Origin of the sequence: Chryseobacterium sp. JK1 (assembly GCF_050632815.1) — a bacterium.
Classification (GTDB): Bacteria; Bacteroidota; Bacteroidia; order Flavobacteriales; family Weeksellaceae; genus Chryseobacterium.
In genome coordinates this window covers 115,760-135,593 of sequence record NZ_JBODRU010000007.1, presented here as the reverse complement: position 1 = coordinate 135,593, position 19,834 = coordinate 115,760, and the positions used below count along the sequence as shown (strand labels likewise).

General features: G+C 35.5%; 24 protein-coding genes. 7 read left to right on the top strand and 17 right to left on the bottom strand.

What is annotated here, in order from left to right:
• Position 1 precedes the first annotated feature (1 nt).
• From gwsS to ACQ76T_RS23760, 5 genes are all read right to left on the bottom strand, one after another.
• Entirely contained in the window at positions 2-1,096 is a 1,095-nt protein-coding gene (gwsS, locus tag ACQ76T_RS23780) for a grasp-with-spasm system SPASM domain peptide maturase (RefSeq protein ID WP_431345673.1), read from the bottom strand.
• A 343-nt stretch (positions 1,097-1,439) separates the two neighbouring features.
• Positions 1,440-1,619, bottom strand: coding sequence for a hypothetical protein (locus ACQ76T_RS23775; RefSeq protein ID WP_431345672.1), 180 nt, complete (start codon positions 1,617-1,619; stop codon positions 1,440-1,442).
• Positions 1,616-2,521 (bottom strand): grasp-with-spasm system ATP-grasp peptide maturase, encoded by a 906-nt coding sequence (gene gwsG / locus ACQ76T_RS23770; protein WP_431345671.1) that lies wholly within the window; start codon positions 2,519-2,521, stop codon positions 1,616-1,618. Before gwsG ends, ACQ76T_RS23775 begins: the two co-directional genes overlap by 4 nt.
• Positions 2,518-3,402 (bottom strand): hypothetical protein, encoded by an 885-nt coding sequence (locus ACQ76T_RS23765; protein ID WP_431345670.1) that lies wholly within the window; start codon positions 3,400-3,402, stop codon positions 2,518-2,520. The genes gwsG and ACQ76T_RS23765 overlap by 4 nt, the downstream gene beginning before the upstream one ends.
• Positions 3,403-3,514: 112 nt before the next feature.
• Positions 3,515-3,700, bottom strand: a complete 186-nt coding sequence (locus ACQ76T_RS23760; RefSeq protein WP_431345669.1) for a TIGR04139 family peptide modification target — start codon at positions 3,698-3,700, stop codon at positions 3,515-3,517.
• 681 nt (positions 3,701-4,381) lie between these two features.
• Between ACQ76T_RS23760 and ACQ76T_RS23755 the strand changes: the two genes are divergently transcribed.
• Positions 4,382-4,648, top strand: coding sequence for a hypothetical protein (locus tag ACQ76T_RS23755; protein WP_431345668.1), 267 nt, complete (start codon positions 4,382-4,384; stop codon positions 4,646-4,648).
• A gap of 6 nt (positions 4,649-4,654) precedes the next feature.
• Here the strand turns inward: ACQ76T_RS23755 and ACQ76T_RS23750 are convergent, their stop codons facing one another.
• A complete protein-coding gene (locus tag ACQ76T_RS23750) occupies positions 4,655-4,834 on the bottom strand; it encodes a hypothetical protein (RefSeq protein ID WP_431345667.1) in 180 nt (59 codons plus the stop codon).
• A gap of 94 nt (positions 4,835-4,928) precedes the next feature.
• Between ACQ76T_RS23750 and ACQ76T_RS23745 the strand changes: the two genes are divergently transcribed.
• The 5 genes from ACQ76T_RS23745 to ACQ76T_RS23725 all read left to right on the top strand — a co-directional run bounded on the left by ACQ76T_RS23745 (position 4,929) and on the right by ACQ76T_RS23725 (position 7,655).
• Positions 4,929-5,462 carry a DUF4303 domain-containing protein gene (locus ACQ76T_RS23745; protein WP_431345666.1) on the top strand — a complete coding sequence of 178 codons (534 nt, stop codon included), beginning with the start codon at positions 4,929-4,931 and terminating at the stop codon, positions 5,460-5,462.
• 39 nt (positions 5,463-5,501) lie between these two features.
• Positions 5,502-6,038 (top strand): DMP19 family protein, encoded by a 537-nt coding sequence (locus ACQ76T_RS23740; protein WP_431345665.1) that lies wholly within the window; start codon positions 5,502-5,504, stop codon positions 6,036-6,038.
• A 29-nt stretch (positions 6,039-6,067) separates the two neighbouring features.
• Positions 6,068-6,607 (top strand): hypothetical protein, encoded by a 540-nt coding sequence (locus tag ACQ76T_RS23735; protein WP_431345664.1) that lies wholly within the window; start codon positions 6,068-6,070, stop codon positions 6,605-6,607.
• A 72-nt stretch (positions 6,608-6,679) separates the two neighbouring features.
• On the top strand, positions 6,680-7,159 hold the full coding sequence (locus ACQ76T_RS23730; RefSeq protein ID WP_431345663.1) for a hypothetical protein: 480 nt from the start codon (positions 6,680-6,682) through the stop codon (positions 7,157-7,159).
• Positions 7,137-7,655 carry a hypothetical protein gene (locus tag ACQ76T_RS23725; protein ID WP_431345662.1) on the top strand — a complete coding sequence of 173 codons (519 nt, stop codon included), beginning with the start codon at positions 7,137-7,139 and terminating at the stop codon, positions 7,653-7,655. The genes ACQ76T_RS23730 and ACQ76T_RS23725 overlap by 23 nt, the downstream gene beginning before the upstream one ends.
• Before the next feature lie 113 nt (positions 7,656-7,768).
• Here ACQ76T_RS23725 and ACQ76T_RS23720 read toward each other — a convergent pair whose 3' ends face one another.
• Positions 7,769-8,713 carry a transketolase family protein gene (locus ACQ76T_RS23720; RefSeq protein WP_422694768.1) on the bottom strand — a complete coding sequence of 315 codons (945 nt, stop codon included), beginning with the start codon at positions 8,711-8,713 and terminating at the stop codon, positions 7,769-7,771.
• 30 nt (positions 8,714-8,743) lie between these two features.
• A complete protein-coding gene (locus tag ACQ76T_RS23715) occupies positions 8,744-9,598 on the bottom strand; it encodes a transketolase (protein ID WP_431345777.1) in 855 nt (284 codons plus the stop codon).
• A gap of 656 nt (positions 9,599-10,254) precedes the next feature.
• Here ACQ76T_RS23715 and ACQ76T_RS23710 point away from each other — a divergent pair.
• Positions 10,255-12,492 carry a reprolysin-like metallopeptidase gene (locus tag ACQ76T_RS23710; protein ID WP_431345661.1) on the top strand — a complete coding sequence of 746 codons (2,238 nt, stop codon included), beginning with the start codon at positions 10,255-10,257 and terminating at the stop codon, positions 12,490-12,492.
• Between the two features lie 93 nt (positions 12,493-12,585).
• Here ACQ76T_RS23710 and ACQ76T_RS23705 read toward each other — a convergent pair whose 3' ends face one another.
• The 9 genes from ACQ76T_RS23705 to ACQ76T_RS23665 form a co-directional block, all read right to left on the bottom strand.
• Positions 12,586-14,145 carry a sodium:solute symporter gene (locus ACQ76T_RS23705; RefSeq protein WP_431345660.1) on the bottom strand — a complete coding sequence of 520 codons (1,560 nt, stop codon included), beginning with the start codon at positions 14,143-14,145 and terminating at the stop codon, positions 12,586-12,588.
• A gap of 148 nt (positions 14,146-14,293) precedes the next feature.
• The gene (locus ACQ76T_RS23700) at positions 14,294-14,581 is read right to left on the bottom strand and encodes a GNAT family N-acetyltransferase (protein WP_431345659.1); all 288 of its coding nucleotides are present in this window, start codon (positions 14,579-14,581) and stop codon (positions 14,294-14,296) included.
• Between the two features lies 1 nt (position 14,582).
• A complete protein-coding gene (locus ACQ76T_RS23695; RefSeq protein WP_431345658.1) occupies positions 14,583-14,978 on the bottom strand; it encodes an OsmC family protein in 396 nt (131 codons plus the stop codon).
• Complete coding sequence (locus tag ACQ76T_RS23690; RefSeq protein WP_422694763.1) at positions 14,978-15,196, bottom strand: (4Fe-4S)-binding protein; 219 nt, start codon at positions 15,194-15,196, stop codon at positions 14,978-14,980. Before ACQ76T_RS23690 ends, ACQ76T_RS23695 begins: the two co-directional genes overlap by 1 nt.
• A 163-nt stretch (positions 15,197-15,359) precedes the next feature.
• Positions 15,360-15,899 carry an NADPH-dependent FMN reductase gene (locus tag ACQ76T_RS23685; protein ID WP_431345657.1) on the bottom strand — a complete coding sequence of 180 codons (540 nt, stop codon included), beginning with the start codon at positions 15,897-15,899 and terminating at the stop codon, positions 15,360-15,362.
• A 24-nt stretch (positions 15,900-15,923) separates the two neighbouring features.
• Complete coding sequence (locus ACQ76T_RS23680) at positions 15,924-16,823, bottom strand: pirin family protein (RefSeq protein WP_422694760.1); 900 nt, start codon at positions 16,821-16,823, stop codon at positions 15,924-15,926.
• A 54-nt stretch (positions 16,824-16,877) separates the two neighbouring features.
• Positions 16,878-17,189, bottom strand: a complete 312-nt coding sequence (locus tag ACQ76T_RS23675; protein WP_431345656.1) for a GNAT family N-acetyltransferase — start codon at positions 17,187-17,189, stop codon at positions 16,878-16,880.
• Positions 17,190-17,347: 158 nt separating this feature from the next.
• On the bottom strand, positions 17,348-18,223 hold the full coding sequence (locus ACQ76T_RS23670; RefSeq protein ID WP_431345655.1) for a pirin family protein: 876 nt from the start codon (positions 18,221-18,223) through the stop codon (positions 17,348-17,350).
• Between the two features lie 156 nt (positions 18,224-18,379).
• On the bottom strand, positions 18,380-19,783 hold the full coding sequence (locus ACQ76T_RS23665; RefSeq protein ID WP_431345654.1) for an MFS transporter: 1,404 nt from the start codon (positions 19,781-19,783) through the stop codon (positions 18,380-18,382).
• Between the last annotated feature and the right edge of the window lie 51 nt (positions 19,784-19,834).

Sequence of the window (19,834 nt, the reverse complement as noted above, 5' to 3'; positions counted from 1 at the left end):
TTTATAGCCTTACAGAGCTTTTAAGATCTTGTTCCTGATAATATTGAATAGCTTCTTTTTTCAAAGGGTTTTGGGACCACTCTTCCCACTCGCAGCGGTAAGGATTATACCCACATTTTAAAGGCTTTGAAATATCAAGTCCTTCTGGATTTAAATGGGTTCTTTCTGTGTAAGCTCTGCAGTCGGTGCATACATAACGGAATTCACAGTCTTTACAGGTTTCTATCTGATCCTTGGTAAGACTCCAATACTTTTTGAAATGATCCATGTTCAAAGCTTCCTCAAGGGTTTTATAGTTTATATTGCCAAAACTTTCAGACATTAGAGGGCAGTTTTTCAAATTGCCATTTCGGTCAATACCTATTTTCTTATGAAGGCAGGAATTATAATTGACTGCTTCCAGAACTTTAGGAAGGTTAGTATTGAAATATTTGACATCTACTTTACCACAGGCTGATATTTTTAGATCTTCTTTTATAAACTGTACAGAAAATCTGTAGTTATTTTTAATATTGAATGGTTTTTGAGTACAATCATAAAAAAACAAACTGTAAACTCTTCTCGTATTCTGATGAAGCTGTTGGATGAAAAGCTCATTGATCTTTTGATGGAACGGTGAAAATATTTCTATCCCGGATAAAACTGAATTTTCAAATATTTTGTCGATCTCGATTAAATCTTCAGCACTGAACACAGCTGAACTGTATAGAGTAAGATGTTGTATTCCCAGATTTTCGATGGAAGGTTTTATCTTTCTTATCAACTCTATATTGTCTGTTTCTATAAAAATATCGGTGATTTTGCCTGGCTCCTGATATTCCATTGAAAGTGATGGAAAGTTTTTATCCCAATCATTTTCTGAGATAAAGCCATATTCTTTTTCCAGTAAAAGAGTGAGATATTCATTAACTATTTCTCCCGATTCTTTATCGTAGTTTTCCAGGATATTTTCAATAGAAAGGCTTTTCAGCTCTTCTATGAACTCGTACAACTCCAAAGGGTACAGCTCTGATACATTTCTCTGTAGATCGGAGATTAGCATTCTATTTGCTCCTTTGGCGATCAGAATGTTGCTGAATAGATTGAAATATTGCATAGACTGAATAAAGTTTTTATTGTTGGTATTACTGGAAAGCTACCTATATTCTGATTTGTGATTGAGTTCAACAGGACTGCTTTTTTTAAATTGTATTGCCAATTTTCTTTTTCTCTTCTGTAATTTTCCAGTTAAATTCTTCTTAAATAGAAATAGCATAAGTGTCATCACTTAAAGGAACAAATACATTTTATCGAATCTGATTGTCGAAATTTTTCCGACCGAAATATTAAGGCTTCATCTTTACTATCGAGATAAAAAGTGATTTTTTCAGTTTTTAAACTGTCCGAATAAGAGCTAGTATCCATATAAAGAAGAAAGAATAATAAAAAAATCGGAATTTTTATAAGAGTCTTGTGAGAGATTTTAAAGGTTTTTCTCTGATATGAAAGTTACTTTTATATTTTTCACAGCCCAGGACATAGATAACATCATTTTCTTTTTTTGTTTTCTGATTGTGAAAGGCTTCGATATGTTTGAAAGTAAGGGGTAGTTTGTTCTTTTCTTTTACTTTGATTTTCATAAATATTCTGCGATTTCTTTATCCAGCGAATAGTTACATATATTGGAAAGTCCCAGGAATTGTCCAATTGTATTAACTTCCAAAAAATAGAATTTTCCGTCTTTACATTTTATAAAATCTAATGAACCACAATTTAAATCCAGGGTTTGCATTAGAAGTTCAACTTTTTTCTCAACATGCTGTGGAAGTCGATATCGGATGTTTCTATTGGGCTTTTTAAAATTATATTTCCTGAAATCTGTTTTTGTCTGTTTGTCGTTCTGAGAAAAAATAGCCATTGAGTAACATTTTCCGTTCAGATAAAAGGTTCTTATCTCAAATTCTTTATCAATTTGTTCCTGAAAGAAAGTAATAAAAAAATCTGTTTTTTCTTTTTGATGTATCGTTGTAGTATACATGATACCGTTTAAATCCTTATCAATATCATCCAATATTGGGTTTCCGCCAATTGTTTTGATAATGGTCTTATGCAGAGTGACTTGTTCCGTATTGTCTGCCAGAAAATATTCAGGAACTTTTAAACCTACTTTTCTTGCCTGTTCTAAAACCAAAAGTTTATTTATATCGCTGTTGCTTTCCTTATTGATGTGCTTTTTAGATTCCAATGTTTTTCTTACATAATCTTCTAGCCAATGCTGTATCTCATTCATATGAGCATGTACGGAAAGATTATCGTATTTCAGCCGTTTAATCTTCAGTCTCCCTCTTCTATACCACACGCTGGTAATATCTTCAAGGAAAAAAGAATTTCTATCACTCTTCAGAAAGATCTTTTTATTCTCTGTTTTGATTTCAAAAACTTCATCTTCATGGATGCGAATGAAGTTTTTCTTCATATTCACAAGCCATTGTATAACTTTTAGAGTAGTTCTCTCATTATTGTTGGAAATAATAAGAATCATTTTGTTCCTTTTTGGGTGATGGAAGAACGTTTCAAGGCAGGTAATCCTATACTTTTTCTATTTCGGTTTACTTTTACGGTATCAATAACAGCAGTATAACTTGGGTAAGAGCCAAAGGGCATCTCTTTTTTACTGATTTGCAGATCATGCCTGTCTACCATATTGGCGTAATCTTTTGGATTGCAGTCACCCGATTTTATATATTCAAGCATTTTCATCTTAAAGTAAGGATATTCCTCCTCATCAATCATGTGGCTAAATAATGGATGCATGGGCATAAAAACATCATTATTTCCAATAAGTCCAATTTTCTGAACAGAAGGATAACCGTAATTTTCAAAGGTCCATTTCAGCAACCGAGCATTTATTTTATCATTCTTTTCACTCAGTTGAGGATTCTTGCGCTCTTCTGCCTGATCACGGATAAATGCTATGCTGAAAGAATCTACCAGACGTTTATTTAAGCCTTTTTTCCAATTTGCAATTTTCTGTTTTACCTCAGTGCTGTCTATTCCGTATTTTCTAAACAGGTCATAGTGTTTTTGATAAGAATCTTCATAAGGAGCAAGTAAAGAAATAAGTTTATAAAGACTTTTTTTTCCTCCAAAATTTTTGTTGCGCTTATCTGCCAGTGTAATGTAAGTTTCATATTCCTCAATACGTTCCTGGTTTTTAGGAGCATATTTTTTGAAAAGGATTCGGTATTGTTTAATAACTTCTTCCGGCTGTTTGTTTTTTCGATAAATACTATCAATCTCATTCACTTTATTATAATAGGTGATATAATCTTTTGTTTTGCAGGAGAATAGTAGAAAAATTATAGATAATAGGAATAGGGTATTTTGGATAGAAGGCTGTTTTTGTATTAATTTTCTTTTCATGAGTGGTTGGAATATTTTTATTTACGCCTTGAAAATTATTTTTCACTTATTATTTGAAAAAAGGGGGAATTACTCCCCCTTTATAAATAATGATGTATACTAATATTCCTTTTTAGCAAACTTCTAACGTAGATTCAAGCTTATGATCTCTCCATGTTTCTTTGTCATAGCAATCTCCGTTGTTGGTTGCTACATAGTTAACTGCAGACCTTCCTCCTCCTTGAATTGTTTGCAGGTTTTTCAGTTTCTTGTTTTCTAAAGAGGAGAAACTACTCTTCATACCGACTAATTTTTTCATTTTGATAGTTTTTTTGTGTAATTAAAATCATTTGTGTCATTTACCTTTGACGTAAGGATCAATAATTCTCATCATTATCTGTACTGTACACTTACATCTATTGATTCAGAATATATTTCATCAACGTTGATGGATCAAAACTATAAATAATTAGGTCCCGTTATAGTGCTAAGTATTGCGTATAATTTGTAGTTTTTTTGAGTGGATTTTTCAATAATTTACATGGTAATTATTGTACAGATTAATGATTAATGGAGATTAGGGATTTGATGAACACATGAAGTTTGATAAAAAGTGTAAAGTATTGAAAAGAAGATTGGATAGAGTTTTTATGAATATTCTGTAAAAAGCAGAATTATTTTCTCATGTACACAATAAAAAATGATCTCCTTACACGAAGGTATAGGGATGCAAATGATACAAATATAAATGTTTTTACAGGACACAATTGGTTTTGAAAAAAAGATATTGATCTTTTTTCAACTTTTCATTTCGACAATTTGAAAAGAAAGAAGCTCAGATATTGTAGAAATATTACCTTAATAGAAAAGGTAATGATAACGGTCTAAAAAATGAAGCTTTGCCATTAAATTTACTCGGAAAAAATCCCTTGGAAAAAATGTTTCCAAAGCGGTGTGTTCATCCAGTCCAAATTTCTTTTTTAGGCGGTATTTTGATCCTGTGTCTAGGTTGCTCACCGCCAGTAATGGCGGATTAAATCGTAAGAAGTTTATTTACAGCCTTGGTGATCTTAAAGGTTTTGAGCTGCAAACTTTCCGGATGATGGGTTTTATTCCTATAGTTTGCTATCTGTATGCTAATTTTAGAAATACCTCGGGATTGAAACGTCCGCTAATCGTACAATCTTTCAGAAAGAGTACAATGCAGGAGGTAACGAATGAGATTGAAGATGTAAAAAAATGGAATAACGAAATACCAATCACTTAAAAAAAACTATTGGGTATTATTCTGATCCTGACGGGTTTTTGCCTGGCTGTTATTGTGAAAATAGGATCCTCCAGGGAAACTTCCTGGATGTTCACTCATGGAGATGTTCCTCCACTGCTTTTTGCTGTAGCTTTCATGATTCCCGGAATGATTATATATAATAAAAACAGATGATAAGTTATCCATAATCATGAAACTGGCTATACATATATAAAATATAATAGACTGATTTCATTGAATTAAGGTAATTTTACCGCCCATTTTAAAAAAGAAAAGAAGTATGGATTTTGGAATTTTGAAACAGCAGATAGAAAATGCTGCTAAAAAAGCTTTTTTAGAAATGTATGAAAAGCATGGAGCAGAAAAAATCTACAGTTTTGCTTTGTACAGCGATGAAGGGGCAATGACGGTTTGCCCTGCCACCAATACAATAAAAGTACTTGAGACTGTAGATCAGGAAGATGCGCTGTATTACAAATATGAACCTGCAGAATGGACCTATGAAATGGAGGGAGCCAATGATGAGTTCGATACCATTTGTACACAATTGAGAAGTGAACTTGAAAAATATGAAGAAGATGATCAGGGATTTCAAAATTTTCAAACTAAGCTGTATTCTTCCTGTATCGAAGTACTGGAGAAACTTAAAAATGAGAGATTTTTTACGTCAATCACAGGGGAGGATATTTTCCTGATTTTTACCATTTCAGAGTATGAATTTGAGATAGAAGAAGTAAAAGAGCTCATCATAAGACTAAATGATAATCAATATCAAAGAGAATATCTTGAATGGATGGCTACCTGGGGCAATTAAAAGAATGGGAATTAAAAAAACACATTTTAAATATATCATATGAAGCAAGATAAAATAATTGTCTCAGATACCTCTTATAAAAATGATGATGCTTATGAGGTAATAGCATCCAATATATCTATAGTAAATCTTTTAAATGAAGAAGGAATTGCAGAAGAATATATGCATGAAGATTCAGTCATGAGCTATTACGTCGATTATTATGTGGCACAATATAAAAATGGAAATTTTTCTCAGTTTGTCTGGAATTCCGGCTGGTCTGAAGAACTCAATAAAATGATAGAAGAAGGCCTGAAGAAAATAGGTGCAGAAAAACATCTGGAATTATTTCAGGATCAGTGTTCGAAAGTAGAACAACTTGATGATGAAAAGCTTGAAATATTTCTGGAAGGCGAATATTTTGGTCCCAATGAAATTCGGGACTCTTTGAAAAACGATTCATTTTATACTCTGGAAGAAGATATTACAGTACTTCATTCCCAATGGTTGAAGAATCATCCGGATCTGAAAGTTCTCACTATTGATGAAATGTTTGCCGAGCTTGAAAAATGGATAGGAAGAAAGATTGAACGATAATATTTTAAAACTAAAAGTGAATTCAACGTATGGAAAATCTCCAAAACCTAAATATTGAATTTAGAAATTATCTGGATATGATCAGTTCCGGACTTATAGATGATCTGGCTCAGTTGCTGAGAGGTGAAACAATAAGCTATCTTCACGGTATGCATTCTGATATCAAAGCTTTCTATTTTGAATATGAATTTGACTATCTGAATATTGTGTTTTGGGGAGTAGATCACAAAGGCAATATTGCGACAAATACCCAATCTCTGCCAACCAAAAAGAATAGCAATGCATCTAATGAAGAATGGAGCGCCTTGATTCCTGAAGAAATATGGGATAAAGTTTCAGACTTTGAGGATCATTATGAAGATGATGATTTTGACGAAATTATGGACGAATATAACGAAGAGAAGTATAAGATTTTTGAACAGTGGTTTTCTGACTGCTGGAAGAAAGCTTCAGAACATACCCTAATAAAAATGAATGCCTATTTTTCTATTCATGATACCTATTTCAGGACAGATCTGAATACCATGAAAACGATTAATGAAGACGAAATCGCCCGGATTTTTGAATAAATATAGGATCGAAGATCTCTTCAAGTAGTAAAATGTAAACCCAAATAAAATATCAATAACAATTATATTATTATGAATAACTATAAATTTTATAAGCAGGAAGGAAATCAATATGTATTTAAAAATCAACCGGTATTTATCACCATACTTTGCCTTATTTTCCTAGTGATTGCTGGATTGATCTTTAACAGTGCAAGAACTTTTAGCTATATTATTATTGCTCTGGTAGTCCTTATTATGATCAATTTCTTTACAAAAAAATTCATCATAGATATGGATCGGAAAACCATTACCGGCAAACATACCATTTTTGTTCCTGAGAGAACTTATCCCCTTGAAAATTTCACAAACTTTCATGTATTGGCGACCAAATACATGGGATTTATTACAACAAATGTAATGCTGTCTATTTATTTCGAGGTAGATGGTAAAGAAAAGAAACTTACCGTAGGACAGGCTCTTACCCAGGGAGGAATACAGAAAATGGTGAATGAAACGGAAGATATTATGAATATTAATAATCCGGACAATGGACATCACAGACCGCTATAAGTTTGAAGAGACCGGAAGTGAAATAAGTTTTATGCCCAATTTTAATGCGCTGGGAAGCTTACTTGTGTGGCTGGCTTTAGGAGTTGTTGCTGTTCCAATTGTCATCTGTTATTTTATGAATAGAATGTCTTCTGATCAATTTAAAATCGCAGGCATTGTATGGGGAATTTATATGATGTATTTTCTGTTCGATCTTATCTTCAGAGTTCCCGTGAAATATATCTTTGATAAATCGGAGAAATGTATCTACAGAAGGCAGATTCTGGCCAAAAAGATCATGAATTTTGAAGAGATGACCTACTTTATCAATGATGAAAGCGGAGGACATTATTATTCCATAGGCAAAAAGCGAAGTCAGTTTGTGAAAAACTATAGAATCAGTAATTACTTTTCAGGTTCAAAGGCTTCTCATAGAAGAGAAGATGAGTACATCGAAAAAATATTACATCCAATATTAGTTGCGGTAGGTATTCCACTGAATCAACCCGAGACATAAAAATAAATAACAATAGTAGGGTAGAAGCTACGAACCATGACAAGTATAGACAAAGTAAATGCGGCGGTTTCGAAGAAACCGCCGCATTTTTATATCAAATAGCTCTTACAATATTAAGCTAAAATTCTCTTTACAGCTTCTTTTACAGCTTCTGCATCAATTTTATACTTCTTCATCAATTCTGCAGGCGTTGCAGACTCTCCGAAAGTATCATGTACAGCTACAAATTCTTGTTTTGTAGGTCTCTTTCTTGCAAGCATTCCCGCAACAGATTCTCCTAAACCGCCAAGATAGTTGTGCTCTTCAGCTGTTACAATTTTACCTGTTTTTTCAACAGATTTTAAGATGATTTCTTCATCAAGAGGCTTGATGGTGTGGATGTTGATCACTTCACAAGAAATTCCTTCTTTTTCTAGCTCATCAGCCGCTACAAGAGATTCCCACACAAGGTGTCCTGTTGCAACAATGGTTACATCAGTACCTTCCTGAAGAAGAATTCCTTTTCCGATTTCGAACGGCATATCTTCAGGGATGAATACAGGAACTACGGGTCTTCCGAATCTTAAATATACAGGACCTTCAAAGTCTGCAATCGCTAATGTTGCCGCTTTGGTCTGGTTGTAATCGCAAGTGTTGATTACCGTCATTCCAGGAAGCATTTTCATCATCCCGATATCTTCCAATACCTGGTGAGTAGCTCCATCTTCTCCTAGGGTAAGACCTGCGTGAGAAGCACAGATTTTTACATTTTTATTAGAATAAGCGATAGACTGACGAATCTGGTCGTATACTCTCGAAGTAGAGAAGTTCGCAAAAGTTCCTGTGAAAGGAATTTTTCCTGTAATGCTAAGACCTGCAGCAAGCCCCATCATATTAGCTTCAGCAATACCTACCTGGAAGAATCTTTCAGGAGCCTTCTCGATGAATTTCTCCATTTTCAAAGAACCGATAAGGTCTGCACAAAGTGCTACTACATTAGGGTTTTTATCAGCAAGTTCAGCTAATCCTGCTCCGAATCCTGAACGTGTGTCTTTTTTTTCTGTATATGTAAATTTCATTTTTATTTTTATTAATCGAGAGGTTAGGATTTAGTAATCTGCCTGTGTTTCTAATGGTAACTGTTGTAATGCATTGGTCAGCTGCTCATCATTTGGAGCTTTACCATGCCATGCATGAGATCCCATCATATAATCTACTCCTTGTCCCATTTCTGTATGAAGAAGAATAGCTACAGGTTTTCCTTTTCCTGTTTCAGTTTTTGCTCTTTCAAGAATTCCGATTACTGCTTCAAGATCGTTACCGTTCTTTTCTTCTAAAACAACCCATCCGAATGCTTCAAGTTTAGCATGAAGATTTCCTAAGCTTAATACATCATCTGTATCACCATCAATCTGACGGCCATTGTAATCTATAGTAGAGATAATGTTATCTACTTTTTTAGCAGCAGCATACATGAAAGCTTCCCAAACCTGACCTTCCTGAAGCTCACCATCTCCGTGAAGAGAGTAAACAAGAGATTGATCACCATCCAGTTTTTTACCCTGAGCTACTCCTAAAGCCACAGAAAGTCCTTGTCCAAGAGATCCTGATGCTACTCTGATCCCAGGAAGTCCTTCATGAGTTGTAGGGTGACCCTGTAATCTTGAATCCAGTTTTCTGAAAGTGCTAAGCTCCTCTACCGGAAAGAAACCAAATCTAGCTAAAGTAGAGTAGAACACAGGAGAAATATGCCCGTTTGATAGATAAAAATGATCCTCATTTTTACCTTCCATTGTGAAAGGAAGATGATAGTTCAATACTTTACCGTAAAGGGCTGTGAAGTATTCTGTACAACCTAAGCTTCCACCTGGGTGTCCTGAATTTACAGCATGAACCATTCTTAAAATGTCTCTTCTGATCTGTGTAGCAAGAGATTTTAGCTCTTCAATACTTTTACTCATTATATCTGATTTATTTGCACAAATTTACAATTTTTTAGTGGCTTATGGAAATACAAAAATAGGAACCAAAAAAAGCTCATTTTTAATTAATTTTAATATTTTCCTGTTTTTAACAATCTTTGTTGAGGTGAAATTGAATTTACTTGATAATATTATTAATAAATTTTAAGGTAAGCTCTGTTTTCATATCATAATCCTCAATAGTAAAATATTCTCAATCTTTCCCATATTCTCCCGTACATTCTCCATTAAATAACTGAAATTTTATATTTTCCCTTTTCTATAATGATTGTAGAAGGTATGCTTTTCAAAGACGTTTCTTCAATATTTTTCTGAATATTAGTAAAACCAACGATCAATACAGATTCAAAAATCGGGATATTTTTTATGATTGAAATATGTTTTTGTCTCAAATTAAGATAATAATTTCAAAAATGCGGCAACTGCCTTATGGAAGGCTTTTCGATTGAAATATTTCATGTTTTTCAAAAAATATAATTTTATTTTTTTGAAAGAATGGAGCCTGTGTTTTTTACTAATATTTTTTAATTTTTATTTTTTTTATGACGATTTTATCTTAAAATTTATTAATTTTATAAAAAATGAAGGTTTTTATTACACCAGCTTATATATATGGCAATCTCAAAATATCATAAATTATGAAAATTAAAAAACTATTATCTCTGGGGATATTTATTATATCCATCTCCCTGGGAAAGGCACAGGATTTCTTTACAAAGATCAGCGAGAGGTCCATCACATCAGATCCCAAAAGCAGGACAGTGCAACCGGAAAAATTTCTCACCTATCAACTGAAGGTTGCTGACCTGAAAAACTACTTCAATGCTGTTCCGGAATTGGGAGATAGTGATTTCAAAGGGAAAGCTCCGATTATTGTACTGCCTATGGCTGACGGATCAAAAGCAAAGTTCAGAGTCTGGAAATCTTCTGTAATGGCTCCAAAACTAGCCGGTCAGTTCCCTCAAATTGTTACGCTAACAGGGCAGGGTATTGATGATCAGTATGCTACTATAAAGCTTGATTTTACAGAATTAGGATTTCATGCCCAAATAAAATCGGTAATAGCAGGTGATACTTATATTGATCCTTACGCAAAGAATAATATTGATAACTATATTATTTATAAGAAGAGTGATCTGATCAATAAAAATCCTATGACATGTGAAACGCATGCTGAAGATCTTCAAGTAGAAAAAAAAAATGCACAAAAAACCGTCACTCCAAGCGTAGGAACTCAAATTAGAATTTTCAGATTTGCAGTAGCTTGTACAGGCGAATATGCTGTAGCGGCTACCGGAACTGCTACTCCAACAGTTGCTCAGACGTTGTCTGCAATTGTAACCAGTGTAAACAGAGTGAATGGAGTATACGAACAGGAAGTTGCTTCAAGATTGGTACTGGTAGATAACGAAACCAATGCTATTTTTACCAACGCAGCTACCGATCCTTTTAACGGAAATAATAATGCCAATACATTAATTAACGAAAGCCAAACTCAAATTGACCTGTTGATTGGAAATGCCAATTATGATATCGGCCATACCTTCAGTACAGGTGGCGGTGGATTGGCCGGATTAGGAGTAATTTGTAGCAATTCAAGCAAAGCAAGAGGAATTACAGGTTCTCCCAATCCAGTTGGTGATCCATATGATATAGATTATGTTGCCCATGAAGTTGGTCATCAGTTTGGTGGCCCTCACACCTTCAATGCAACAACTGGAAGCTGCGGTGGTGGCAACCGTAGTGCGGCTAATGCAGTTGAGCCGGGAAGTGGTATTACCATTATGGCATATGCAGGAATTTGTCTAAGCTCAAATAACCTGGCAGCTAACAGTATTCCTATTTTCCATACCCGTTCATTCCAGTCTATAACGACAAAAGTACAATCTACGACTTGCCAGGTGACCAATCCTGTAGCGAATACGGCCCCTGTTGTCAACGCTGGAAATAATTATACGATTCCTAAAAGTACACCGTTCAAACTAACAGGTTCTGCCACAGATGCTGAAAACACCGGACTTACGTACTGCTGGGAACAAAATGATGTGGGGCCGGCCGGAAACTGGAATGCTCCAATAGGAAATGCAGCTATATTCAGATCATTTATACCTACAACGGTTCCTTACAGATATTTCCCAAAAATTACAGATGTTATCAATAACACAACAACGATCGGTGAGATTTTACCATCCTATGCAAGAACAATGGAGTTCAGACTGACGGTAAGAGATAATAATGCAGGTTGTGCCGGAGTCGCTAACGATGATGCAATCGTTACGGTGGTAGACAGTGCAGGACCATTTACTGTAACGGCACCCAATACTGCGGTAAGCTGGACAGGAAACAGTACTCAGACGATTACGTGGGATGTAGCCAATACTACTGACGTTCCGGTAAGTTGTGCTAATGTAAGTATTTATCTTTCAACAGACGGTGGACTTACTTATCCGATCACCATTTTAGCTTCTACCCCTAATGACGGATCAGAAACTATTACAATTCCTGATGTGAATACAACACAGGCGAGAATTATGGTAGCAGGAGAAGGAAATGTATTCTATAATATCAACCCGATTAATTTCACTATTAACAAACAAATACTGGGGGTAAGTGAGGTATCAGGAAAAGCAGATGTATTTTCTGTATACCCTAATCCAAGCAAAGGAATTGTTAATATTAAATTTGCCAAACCTAATGACGCATACGATATTACGGTATATGATGCAAGCGGAAGATTGGTATTCAGCCAGCAGAATAATAAGCTAAGCAACGATAAAGTTGGAACATTTAACTTAACGGAACTGGTAAAAGGAAACTATGTGATCAAAGTAAAAACCAAAGATTTCGAACAAGCTGTAAAATGGATTAAAGAATAATACGATTCTGACTATCCCAATATATAAAGAAGGCTGTTTTCATCAATTATGAAAACAGCCTTCTTCGTTTTTATAAGTATCGGTAGTTTTAGATTATACCACCTTTAAATAAGATTTATTCTTTACCAGCCATAAGCCGATGAATGTAAGCAGTCCGTTCAGAACAATCAGTTCTACACCAATTCGGTAATCGGTGTAAGTAGTAACGGCCAGATTGATTAAATAGGTAATTATAGGAGCTAAAAGAGTCACGGTAAGAATGGAGTATTTTTTCGAAATATTGAATTTGGTGAAAATTCCGAAAGCAAAAAGCCCTAACAAAGGTCCGTAAGTATATCCTGCGATTTCCATGATCAGATAAACAATAGATTTATCGTTTAAAGCTTTAAAAATCATGATTAAAATGAAGAAAACAACGGTGAAAGTTAAATGCACCTTCATACGAAGATGTTTCTTTTCTTTTTCGGTTTTGGTTTTATCTTCATTCAGATTTAAAAGATCAACACAATATGAACTTGTAACCGCAGTTAAAGCTCCATCAGCAGAAGGGAACAACGCAGAGATCAATCCGATAATAAAGATGATTGAAATAAACATTGGGAAATATCCCTGAAGAGATAAAGCCGGGAAAAGGTCATCTCCCATGATGTTTTTAATATTCCCTGCGGAATCTTTAAATCCGAAAATATTGGTTACTGTTTCAGCGTTTATTGTTCCGTATTCTGCACCGTTCTGCAAAGCAAAAAGATAAAGTAACCCTCCTAAGAAAAGAAATGCCAGATTTACAAGAAGAAGTGTTCCTGCAAAAGTCAACATATTCTTTTTAGAATTTTTAAGGTTGTCTACAGAGATATTTTTCTGCATCATTTCCTGATCCAGACCAGTCATTGCAATGGTGATGAAAATTCCTCCCAAAATTGTTTTCAGGAAAAATGTTTTGGAATTCGGATCAAAATTGATGAAATGAGTATAATTTTTCTGTTCTAAAATAGTATATGCTTCACCAAACGACAGATTAAGATTGGATAATATAAAGACGATACAGGCGATCAAACTGATAATCATGAAAGACGTCTGTAAAGTATCTGTGATAACGATCGTTTTTACTCCTCCTTCGAAAGTATACAGAAGAACCATCAGTAAAAGAACCATCGAAGTTACCCAAAATGGAACCCCTAGTCCCTCCAGCAAAAAGATCTGCAATACATTTACTACCAAATATAATCTTGCGGTAGCTCCAATTGCTCTTGAAATAATGAAGAATATAGACCCGATTTTATGCGCTTCCACATTGAATCTTTTTCCTAAATACGTGTAAATAGAAGTAAGATTCATTTTATAATAGAGAGGAAGCAATATGGCTGCAACAATGAAGTATCCAATGAAAAAACCGATTACCATCATGTAATATTCAAAACCGCCATAGATGTATTCGGAACCGGTCATTTTTCCTACAGTTCCCGGAACAGAAATAAAGGTAACCCCACTGAGGCTGGTGCCTATCATTCCGAACGCTACAAGCCACCATTTACTTTTTTTGTTGCCAATAAAGAAGGACTGATTGTCAGAATTCCGGCTGGTAAAATAAGAAATCACCAAAAGACCGATGAAGTAGATAAAGACAAATAGCAAAAGGATCGTTCCTGGATTCATGCTTTGATTTTAAATTTTAGCAAATATATAAAAAAGATCAGTCGTGAATCGTGAATTTACAATGGAGTCTGTTGGAGGTTTCATTTTAGAAATAAAAAACCTTCCAGAGATTCTCTGAAAGGTTTATATGGTAAGGGTGGAAAAGTGATCAGTTCACTAAAACATCCTGAATTTCCTCACTCTTCTGGAAACTAGCTTTCGCAAAAGGACAAAGCGGAATGATCTTTTTCCCGTTTTTTCGGGCAAAATCTACTGCTGCCAAAAGCATTTCCTTGCCTACGCCTTTTCCGTTGTAAGCTTCTTCCACCTCCGTGTGGTCTATAATAAATCTTTCTTCTCCTGCCCAGGTATACGTCATTGTTCCTGCGCGTCTTCCATCTATGAAAGCTTCAAAACTTCCGTGTTTTTCGTCGTTGTTTTGTTTTACTTCGATCATACTATGAGAATTTAGTTAATATTTCTATGTCGTTGGTTAATATTTTATGAACAGGGCATGCATCGGCAATGGTGTGCAATCTTTTCAGCTGCTCATCATCCAGGATACCTTCAAAAGTGATATCTCTTTTGAAAACCGCTCTTTTGGTCAATGGGTAATTCTCCAGTTCCACTTCTACGTTGATGTTTTCCACATCCCATTCTTTTCTCTCGATATACATTCTTAATGTCGCTGCAGTGCAGCTTGCCAGAGAGGTTGCTAAAATTTCCAAAGGATTAAAACCTTTATTCTGGCCGCCTTTGTCAATGGGTTCATCCGTGATGATCTTATTTTCACCAGCAGTTACCTCCGTATAGTATTTTGTTTTTCCTAAACTTGCTTTTACCGTTACCGCCATTATTTCTCTGTATTGAATTTATAACTTAACGCACCAGAAGGGCATAGATCTATTTGATTTTTAAGCTCTTCCGGTGTCGCATTCTCTGCTTTTATCCAGGGTCTGTCTTTGGGATTGTAAACCTGGGGAAGAGTTTTTACACATACAGCCGAGTGGATACACTTCTGAGGCTGCCAGATGACAGTAATGTTACCGTTAGGATATTCGTGTGTTTCCATATCAATTTTCTTTTAATGATTTTTCGATTCTTTTGTCCGGAATCAGCCATATGAGCGCCACGATATAATAAAAACCTATGGCAATATAAGGATAAAAAAATGAAGTTGCTATGTCGGGTATATAAAATATAATCGATATATATATTCCTCAGAATCCTTTCCTTTAGTTATTATTTTTAATCTGAATTTTAAAATTGTTTAGTTTATTCTTCAGATCAGCCAGCAGGTCAGGATTGATCACTCCGCTTTCCAGATCAAAATTTTCATAGAACTTTGGAAGCGAAAAGGTTTCCTTAATGTCTGCAGCAAACTGAGGAAAAAATGTTTTTGCAGTATTCATTACATTTCCACCGCCATAACCTCCGGGAGAAGTACTCATCAGAAACATAGGTTTGTTTTGAAATACCTTTACATTAATTCTAGAAGCCCAGTCGAAAACATTTTTAAAAGCAGCACTGTAAGATCTGTTGTGTTCTGCAAGCGAGCAGATAATCACGTCACATTCTTCAATTACTTTCAAAAAATGGTGGGCTTCATCTGGAAAGCCTTTCTTTTCAAGATCTACCGAAAAAACAGGCATCGTAAAATTGTTGAGGTCAATAAGGTTGATTTCCTCGTCCTGAAAATCTTTCAGAACAAATTTTACCAGTTCTCTGTTGATGGATGTGGAAGAAGTACTTCCTGCAAATGCTAATATCTTCATGGTTTTTATGATCCGGACCGGATATTATTTTCTGTTTAAAATAGCTTTAGGTAGAGGAACATATTCCTGATCGTCACCCGGAACCAAAGGAAATGCTTCATGATTCTGGTCGTTCCAGTTTACTTTGGCCTGGTCAATCATTTCTTTATCAGAATTTACAAAGTTCCAGAAGATGAAACGTTCCTCATCAAAAGGTTCACCACCAAAAAGATAGACAGTACCATTTTCGCTCATGTCGAATTCGCAAAGTTGGGTGTCTTTGGCAATCATCAGCTGTTTTGAACCATAGGAATTTCCGTCTGTGGTTACCGTTCCGTCCAGAACATACATGGCTGCTTCTCCATAAAGGTCTTTCCCTATGCTTATTTTCTTAGCATCTTTGGTTTTGATCTCAATAAAAAATAACTTGCTGTGTACAGGAACGGGAGACGTTTTTCCAAATGCTTCTCCTGCGATTAATTTATACTGAATTCCATCTTCTTCCCAAACAGGAATATCATCCGCTTCAATATGATGAAAAGTAGGTTCTGCCTGTTCAAGATGTTTAGGAAGACCTACCCAGATCTGGAAACCGTGAAGTCTCTTATCACTGTGTCTTAAATATTCGGGAGTTCTCTCAGAATGCACCACACCTTTTCCGGCAGTCATCCAGTTCACAGCCCCTGGTTTTATTTCAATAGCGCTTCCGATGCTGTCTCTATGAAAAATAGAACCTTCCAACAGATAAGTCAGAGTCGATAAGCCAATGTGCGGATGTGGCGGAACATCAAGATTTTGATAATCTTTTAATTCTGAAGGGCCCATATGATCGATGAAAACAAAAGGTCCCACTGCTCTTTTTTCACGGAAAGGAAGAAGTCTTCCTACCAGAAAGTTTCCTATATCCGCTGCTTTTTCTTCTATGATAAGTCCAATATTTGACATAATGCTGTATTACTTTTTTTAATTGTATGTAAGTTGAATCGTTTTTTGGTCGAATTAAAGTTTGTCATATCCTTCAAACTTTTCATCAACGATGCGCTTCCATTCAGAATGTTTTTTTATAAAAGCAAAAACATAAGGACAGAAAGGAAGAAGCTTTTTATCACTTTCTTCGATATAATTCAGCGTTTTTTCTACTACGGCCGCTGCTGCACCCGTTCCTGCCAGTTCAGGTTCTGCTTCGGTATGTATCAAGGCGATCTGGTGTGTAGTCTCGCGGTAATCGATGAAGGCGTAATGTCCGTTAAACTCTATTTCAAATCTTTTCTCGGCTTTTATGAGAGGTATATTTTCAAATTCTGATTTCATAATATTCTGTATTAAGTAAGGATACGGCTTCCCATTAAAGCAGGAAATTGTTGATGAAGACAATTAAACCTTATAGATTTTTACAACCTATAAGGTTTGCCATTATATAAAGTTAATAAAAAAAGGTCTAATTGAAGATTAAGATAAATTTAATTCTTTTAATCCTCCAAATAACCGAATTTACCGGTATTGTAGTCTTCAAAAGCCTGCATGATCTCTTCTCTTGAGTTCATTACAAAAGGCCCGTGAGGATAGATAGGTTCATTGATAGGTTCTCCGCTGATGATCAAAACAATGGAGTCTTCCGTTGCTTCAATACTGAAAGTTTCACCTTCATTTTTAAATAAAGCAAAGTGGTCCTGTTTTACTTTCTCTTCTCCATTGATGATCACATTTCCTTCAATGACCAAAGCTGCCGTATTGTAATGAGCAGGAAAACTGAATTGAGCTTTTCCACCGGTTTTCAGTTTTGCATTCATCATATGAACAGGTGTGAAAGTAGATGCAGGACCTTGGTGTCCGTTGTATTCTCCGGCAATCACTTCTACAAAACCGTTTTCATGTAAATCTACTCTTTCCATTTTGGAATTTTCGATGGACTGATATTTTGGACAGCTCATTTTATCTTTTGCGGGAAGGTTCACCCAAAGCTGAACCATTTGGAAAATTCCGCCTTCTTTGGCCCATTCTGTTTCGTGATATTCTTTATGAAGAACTCCTTTCGCTGCAGTCATCCACTGTACATCACCTTCGCCGATAATGCCACCACCGCCTGCACTGTCATGATGTTCTACTTTACCACTATAGGCTATGGTTACGGTTTCAAAACCTCTGTGCGGATGAACGCCCACTCCTCTCGGTCTGTCTGAACCATTGAAATGAAATTTTGAATTGTAATCCAGCATAATGAACGGGTCCATTCTTTTCATATCCAATCCGTGCACGCCGGGAATAAAATTGTGAACTCTGAAACCATCCCCTACAAAATGTGCAGGTTTTGGAGATACTACGATTTCTACTTTTTTAGTTGCCATCACATTGTTGATTTTTTATGTATACAAAAATACTTTGACAGCATCGGAAAAACATTGATCTGTGTTAAGTTCGTAGAAGAACAATAAAGAAAGCAGAAAGTGTAAATAAAATTATTATCTGATGTGGCTTTTTTACAGGTTTTAAATGATTGATCATCACTCTTCTTTCGATTTCATATTTTTTCCATCTGAAATATGGAGTCTTCTGAACACTAAACCGGAGAAGATTGTCAGAATTCCTACGGTTAAAAAAGTATATCGGAAAGCATTGTGAATTTCTCCCTGAATAAGGTCAGTATTTTCAAACAGTTTTAAAACAATCAATCCGAAAGCAATTCCGAAACCGATAGCCAGCTGCTGATTAACAGATATGAGTGAATTGCCGCTGCTGGTCTGGAAATTTCTTAAGTCTGCAATAGAAATTGTATTCATCGAGGTAAACTGAATGGAATTAAAAAATCCCAGCACCGCAATAATAGGAACAAACCAATATAAAGAAGTGTGAATATTGGGTATGGCAAGCATGCAGATTAAAGTTCCAATGATAAATGTATTAATCATAAGGGTTTGGCGGTAACCATATTTATCCAGAATTTTTATGACGGTTGATTTTCCGAAGATAGCTGTAATGGCCATAGGCGCAATAATCCACCCTGAAGTAACCGCAGACTGTTTATAAGCGATCTGGATCATCAGGGGTAAAAGTAAAGGAACTGAGCTAATTCCTAACCTTGTGGCCAGATTTCCGACAATTCCTACGCGGAATGTTCTTACCTGGAAGAGGTTTAATGGAAAAATAGGATTTCCCCCTCTTTTTGCATGCTTGTAATAATAATACAGGAACAAAAATCCTAAAATAAATACAAGCAGCACGGGGGTGATATTCTGTATGTCTCCAAAAAGTTCCAGGGAAACAGAAAGGAGTAGGGAAGCTGCGGCAAAAATAAGGAAGCCTTTCAAATCAAAATCTACATCATCGGATTTGTAGTTGGGCATAAATTTTAATCCTAAAAGTATACCTAAAAGGCCAATTGGAATATTAATAAGGAATATCCAGTGCCATGAAAGATAATCAACCATATATCCTCCAACCAATGGTCCAAGCACAGGACCTATCAATGCCGGAATGATCGCAAAGTTCATTGCTTTGAGCAGTTCGTTTTTATCAAATGTTTTAATTAACGCCAGTTTTCCAACGGGTGTCATCAAACTTCCTCCAACTCCCTGCACAACTCTTGAAATAACCAGATGCGTAAGGTTTTGAGAAAGTGAACAGAATAAAGATCCAAGGCTGAACAGGATCAGTGAAACAATGAAAACCTTTTTGGTACCAAACCTGTCTGCAAGAAATCCACTGGCAGGCATGAAAACGGCTAATGTAAGAACGTAGCTGATAATGGCGTTCTGCATATTAAGCGGAGACTCGTTGAGGTCTTTGGCAATGGAAGGCAAAGAAGTATTCAGGATCGTAGAATCCAGCATCTGCATAAAAATAGCAGTGGCCAGAATCAGGGGAAGAATTTTTTTTATGGACGTCTGTTGCGGGCTTGTTTCTGTCATTGTATATAGGCTGGAATATTCAATGATTTCCAGACTTTTTTTATTTTGAAG

Coding starts and splice junctions, on each gene's coding strand:
- gwsS (WP_431345673.1), bottom strand. CDS start 1,096: ATGCAATATTTCAATCTATTCAGCAACATTCTGATCGCCAAAGGAGCA.
- ACQ76T_RS23775 (WP_431345672.1), bottom strand. CDS start 1,619: ATGAAAATCAAAGTAAAAGAAAAGAACAAACTACCCCTTACTTTCAAA.
- gwsG (WP_431345671.1), bottom strand. CDS start 2,521: ATGATTCTTATTATTTCCAACAATAATGAGAGAACTACTCTAAAAGTT.
- ACQ76T_RS23765 (WP_431345670.1), bottom strand. CDS start 3,402: ATGAAAAGAAAATTAATACAAAAACAGCCTTCTATCCAAAATACCCTA.
- ACQ76T_RS23760 (WP_431345669.1), bottom strand. CDS start 3,700: ATGAAAAAATTAGTCGGTATGAAGAGTAGTTTCTCCTCTTTAGAAAAC.
- ACQ76T_RS23750 (WP_431345667.1), bottom strand. CDS start 4,834: ATGGATAACTTATCATCTGTTTTTATTATATATAATCATTCCGGGAAT.
- ACQ76T_RS23745 (WP_431345666.1), top strand. CDS start 4,929: ATGGATTTTGGAATTTTGAAACAGCAGATAGAAAATGCTGCTAAAAAA.
- ACQ76T_RS23740 (WP_431345665.1), top strand. CDS start 5,502: ATGAAGCAAGATAAAATAATTGTCTCAGATACCTCTTATAAAAATGAT.
- ACQ76T_RS23735 (WP_431345664.1), top strand. CDS start 6,068: ATGGAAAATCTCCAAAACCTAAATATTGAATTTAGAAATTATCTGGAT.
- ACQ76T_RS23730 (WP_431345663.1), top strand. CDS start 6,680: ATGAATAACTATAAATTTTATAAGCAGGAAGGAAATCAATATGTATTT.
- ACQ76T_RS23725 (WP_431345662.1), top strand. CDS start 7,137: ATGGACATCACAGACCGCTATAAGTTTGAAGAGACCGGAAGTGAAATA.
- ACQ76T_RS23720 (WP_422694768.1), bottom strand. CDS start 8,713: ATGAAATTTACATATACAGAAAAAAAAGACACACGTTCAGGATTCGGA.
- ACQ76T_RS23710 (WP_431345661.1), top strand. CDS start 10,255: ATGAAAATTAAAAAACTATTATCTCTGGGGATATTTATTATATCCATC.
- ACQ76T_RS23705 (WP_431345660.1), bottom strand. CDS start 14,145: ATGAATCCAGGAACGATCCTTTTGCTATTTGTCTTTATCTACTTCATC.
- ACQ76T_RS23700 (WP_431345659.1), bottom strand. CDS start 14,581: ATGATCGAAGTAAAACAAAACAACGACGAAAAACACGGAAGTTTTGAA.
- ACQ76T_RS23695 (WP_431345658.1), bottom strand. CDS start 14,978: ATGGCGGTAACGGTAAAAGCAAGTTTAGGAAAAACAAAATACTATACG.
- ACQ76T_RS23690 (WP_422694763.1), bottom strand. CDS start 15,196: ATGGAAACACACGAATATCCTAACGGTAACATTACTGTCATCTGGCAG.
- ACQ76T_RS23685 (WP_431345657.1), bottom strand. CDS start 15,899: ATGAAGATATTAGCATTTGCAGGAAGTACTTCTTCCACATCCATCAAC.
- ACQ76T_RS23680 (WP_422694760.1), bottom strand. CDS start 16,823: ATGTCAAATATTGGACTTATCATAGAAGAAAAAGCAGCGGATATAGGA.
- ACQ76T_RS23675 (WP_431345656.1), bottom strand. CDS start 17,189: ATGAAATCAGAATTTGAAAATATACCTCTCATAAAAGCCGAGAAAAGA.
- ACQ76T_RS23670 (WP_431345655.1), bottom strand. CDS start 18,223: ATGGCAACTAAAAAAGTAGAAATCGTAGTATCTCCAAAACCTGCACAT.
- ACQ76T_RS23665 (WP_431345654.1), bottom strand. CDS start 19,783: ATGACAGAAACAAGCCCGCAACAGACGTCCATAAAAAAAATTCTTCCC.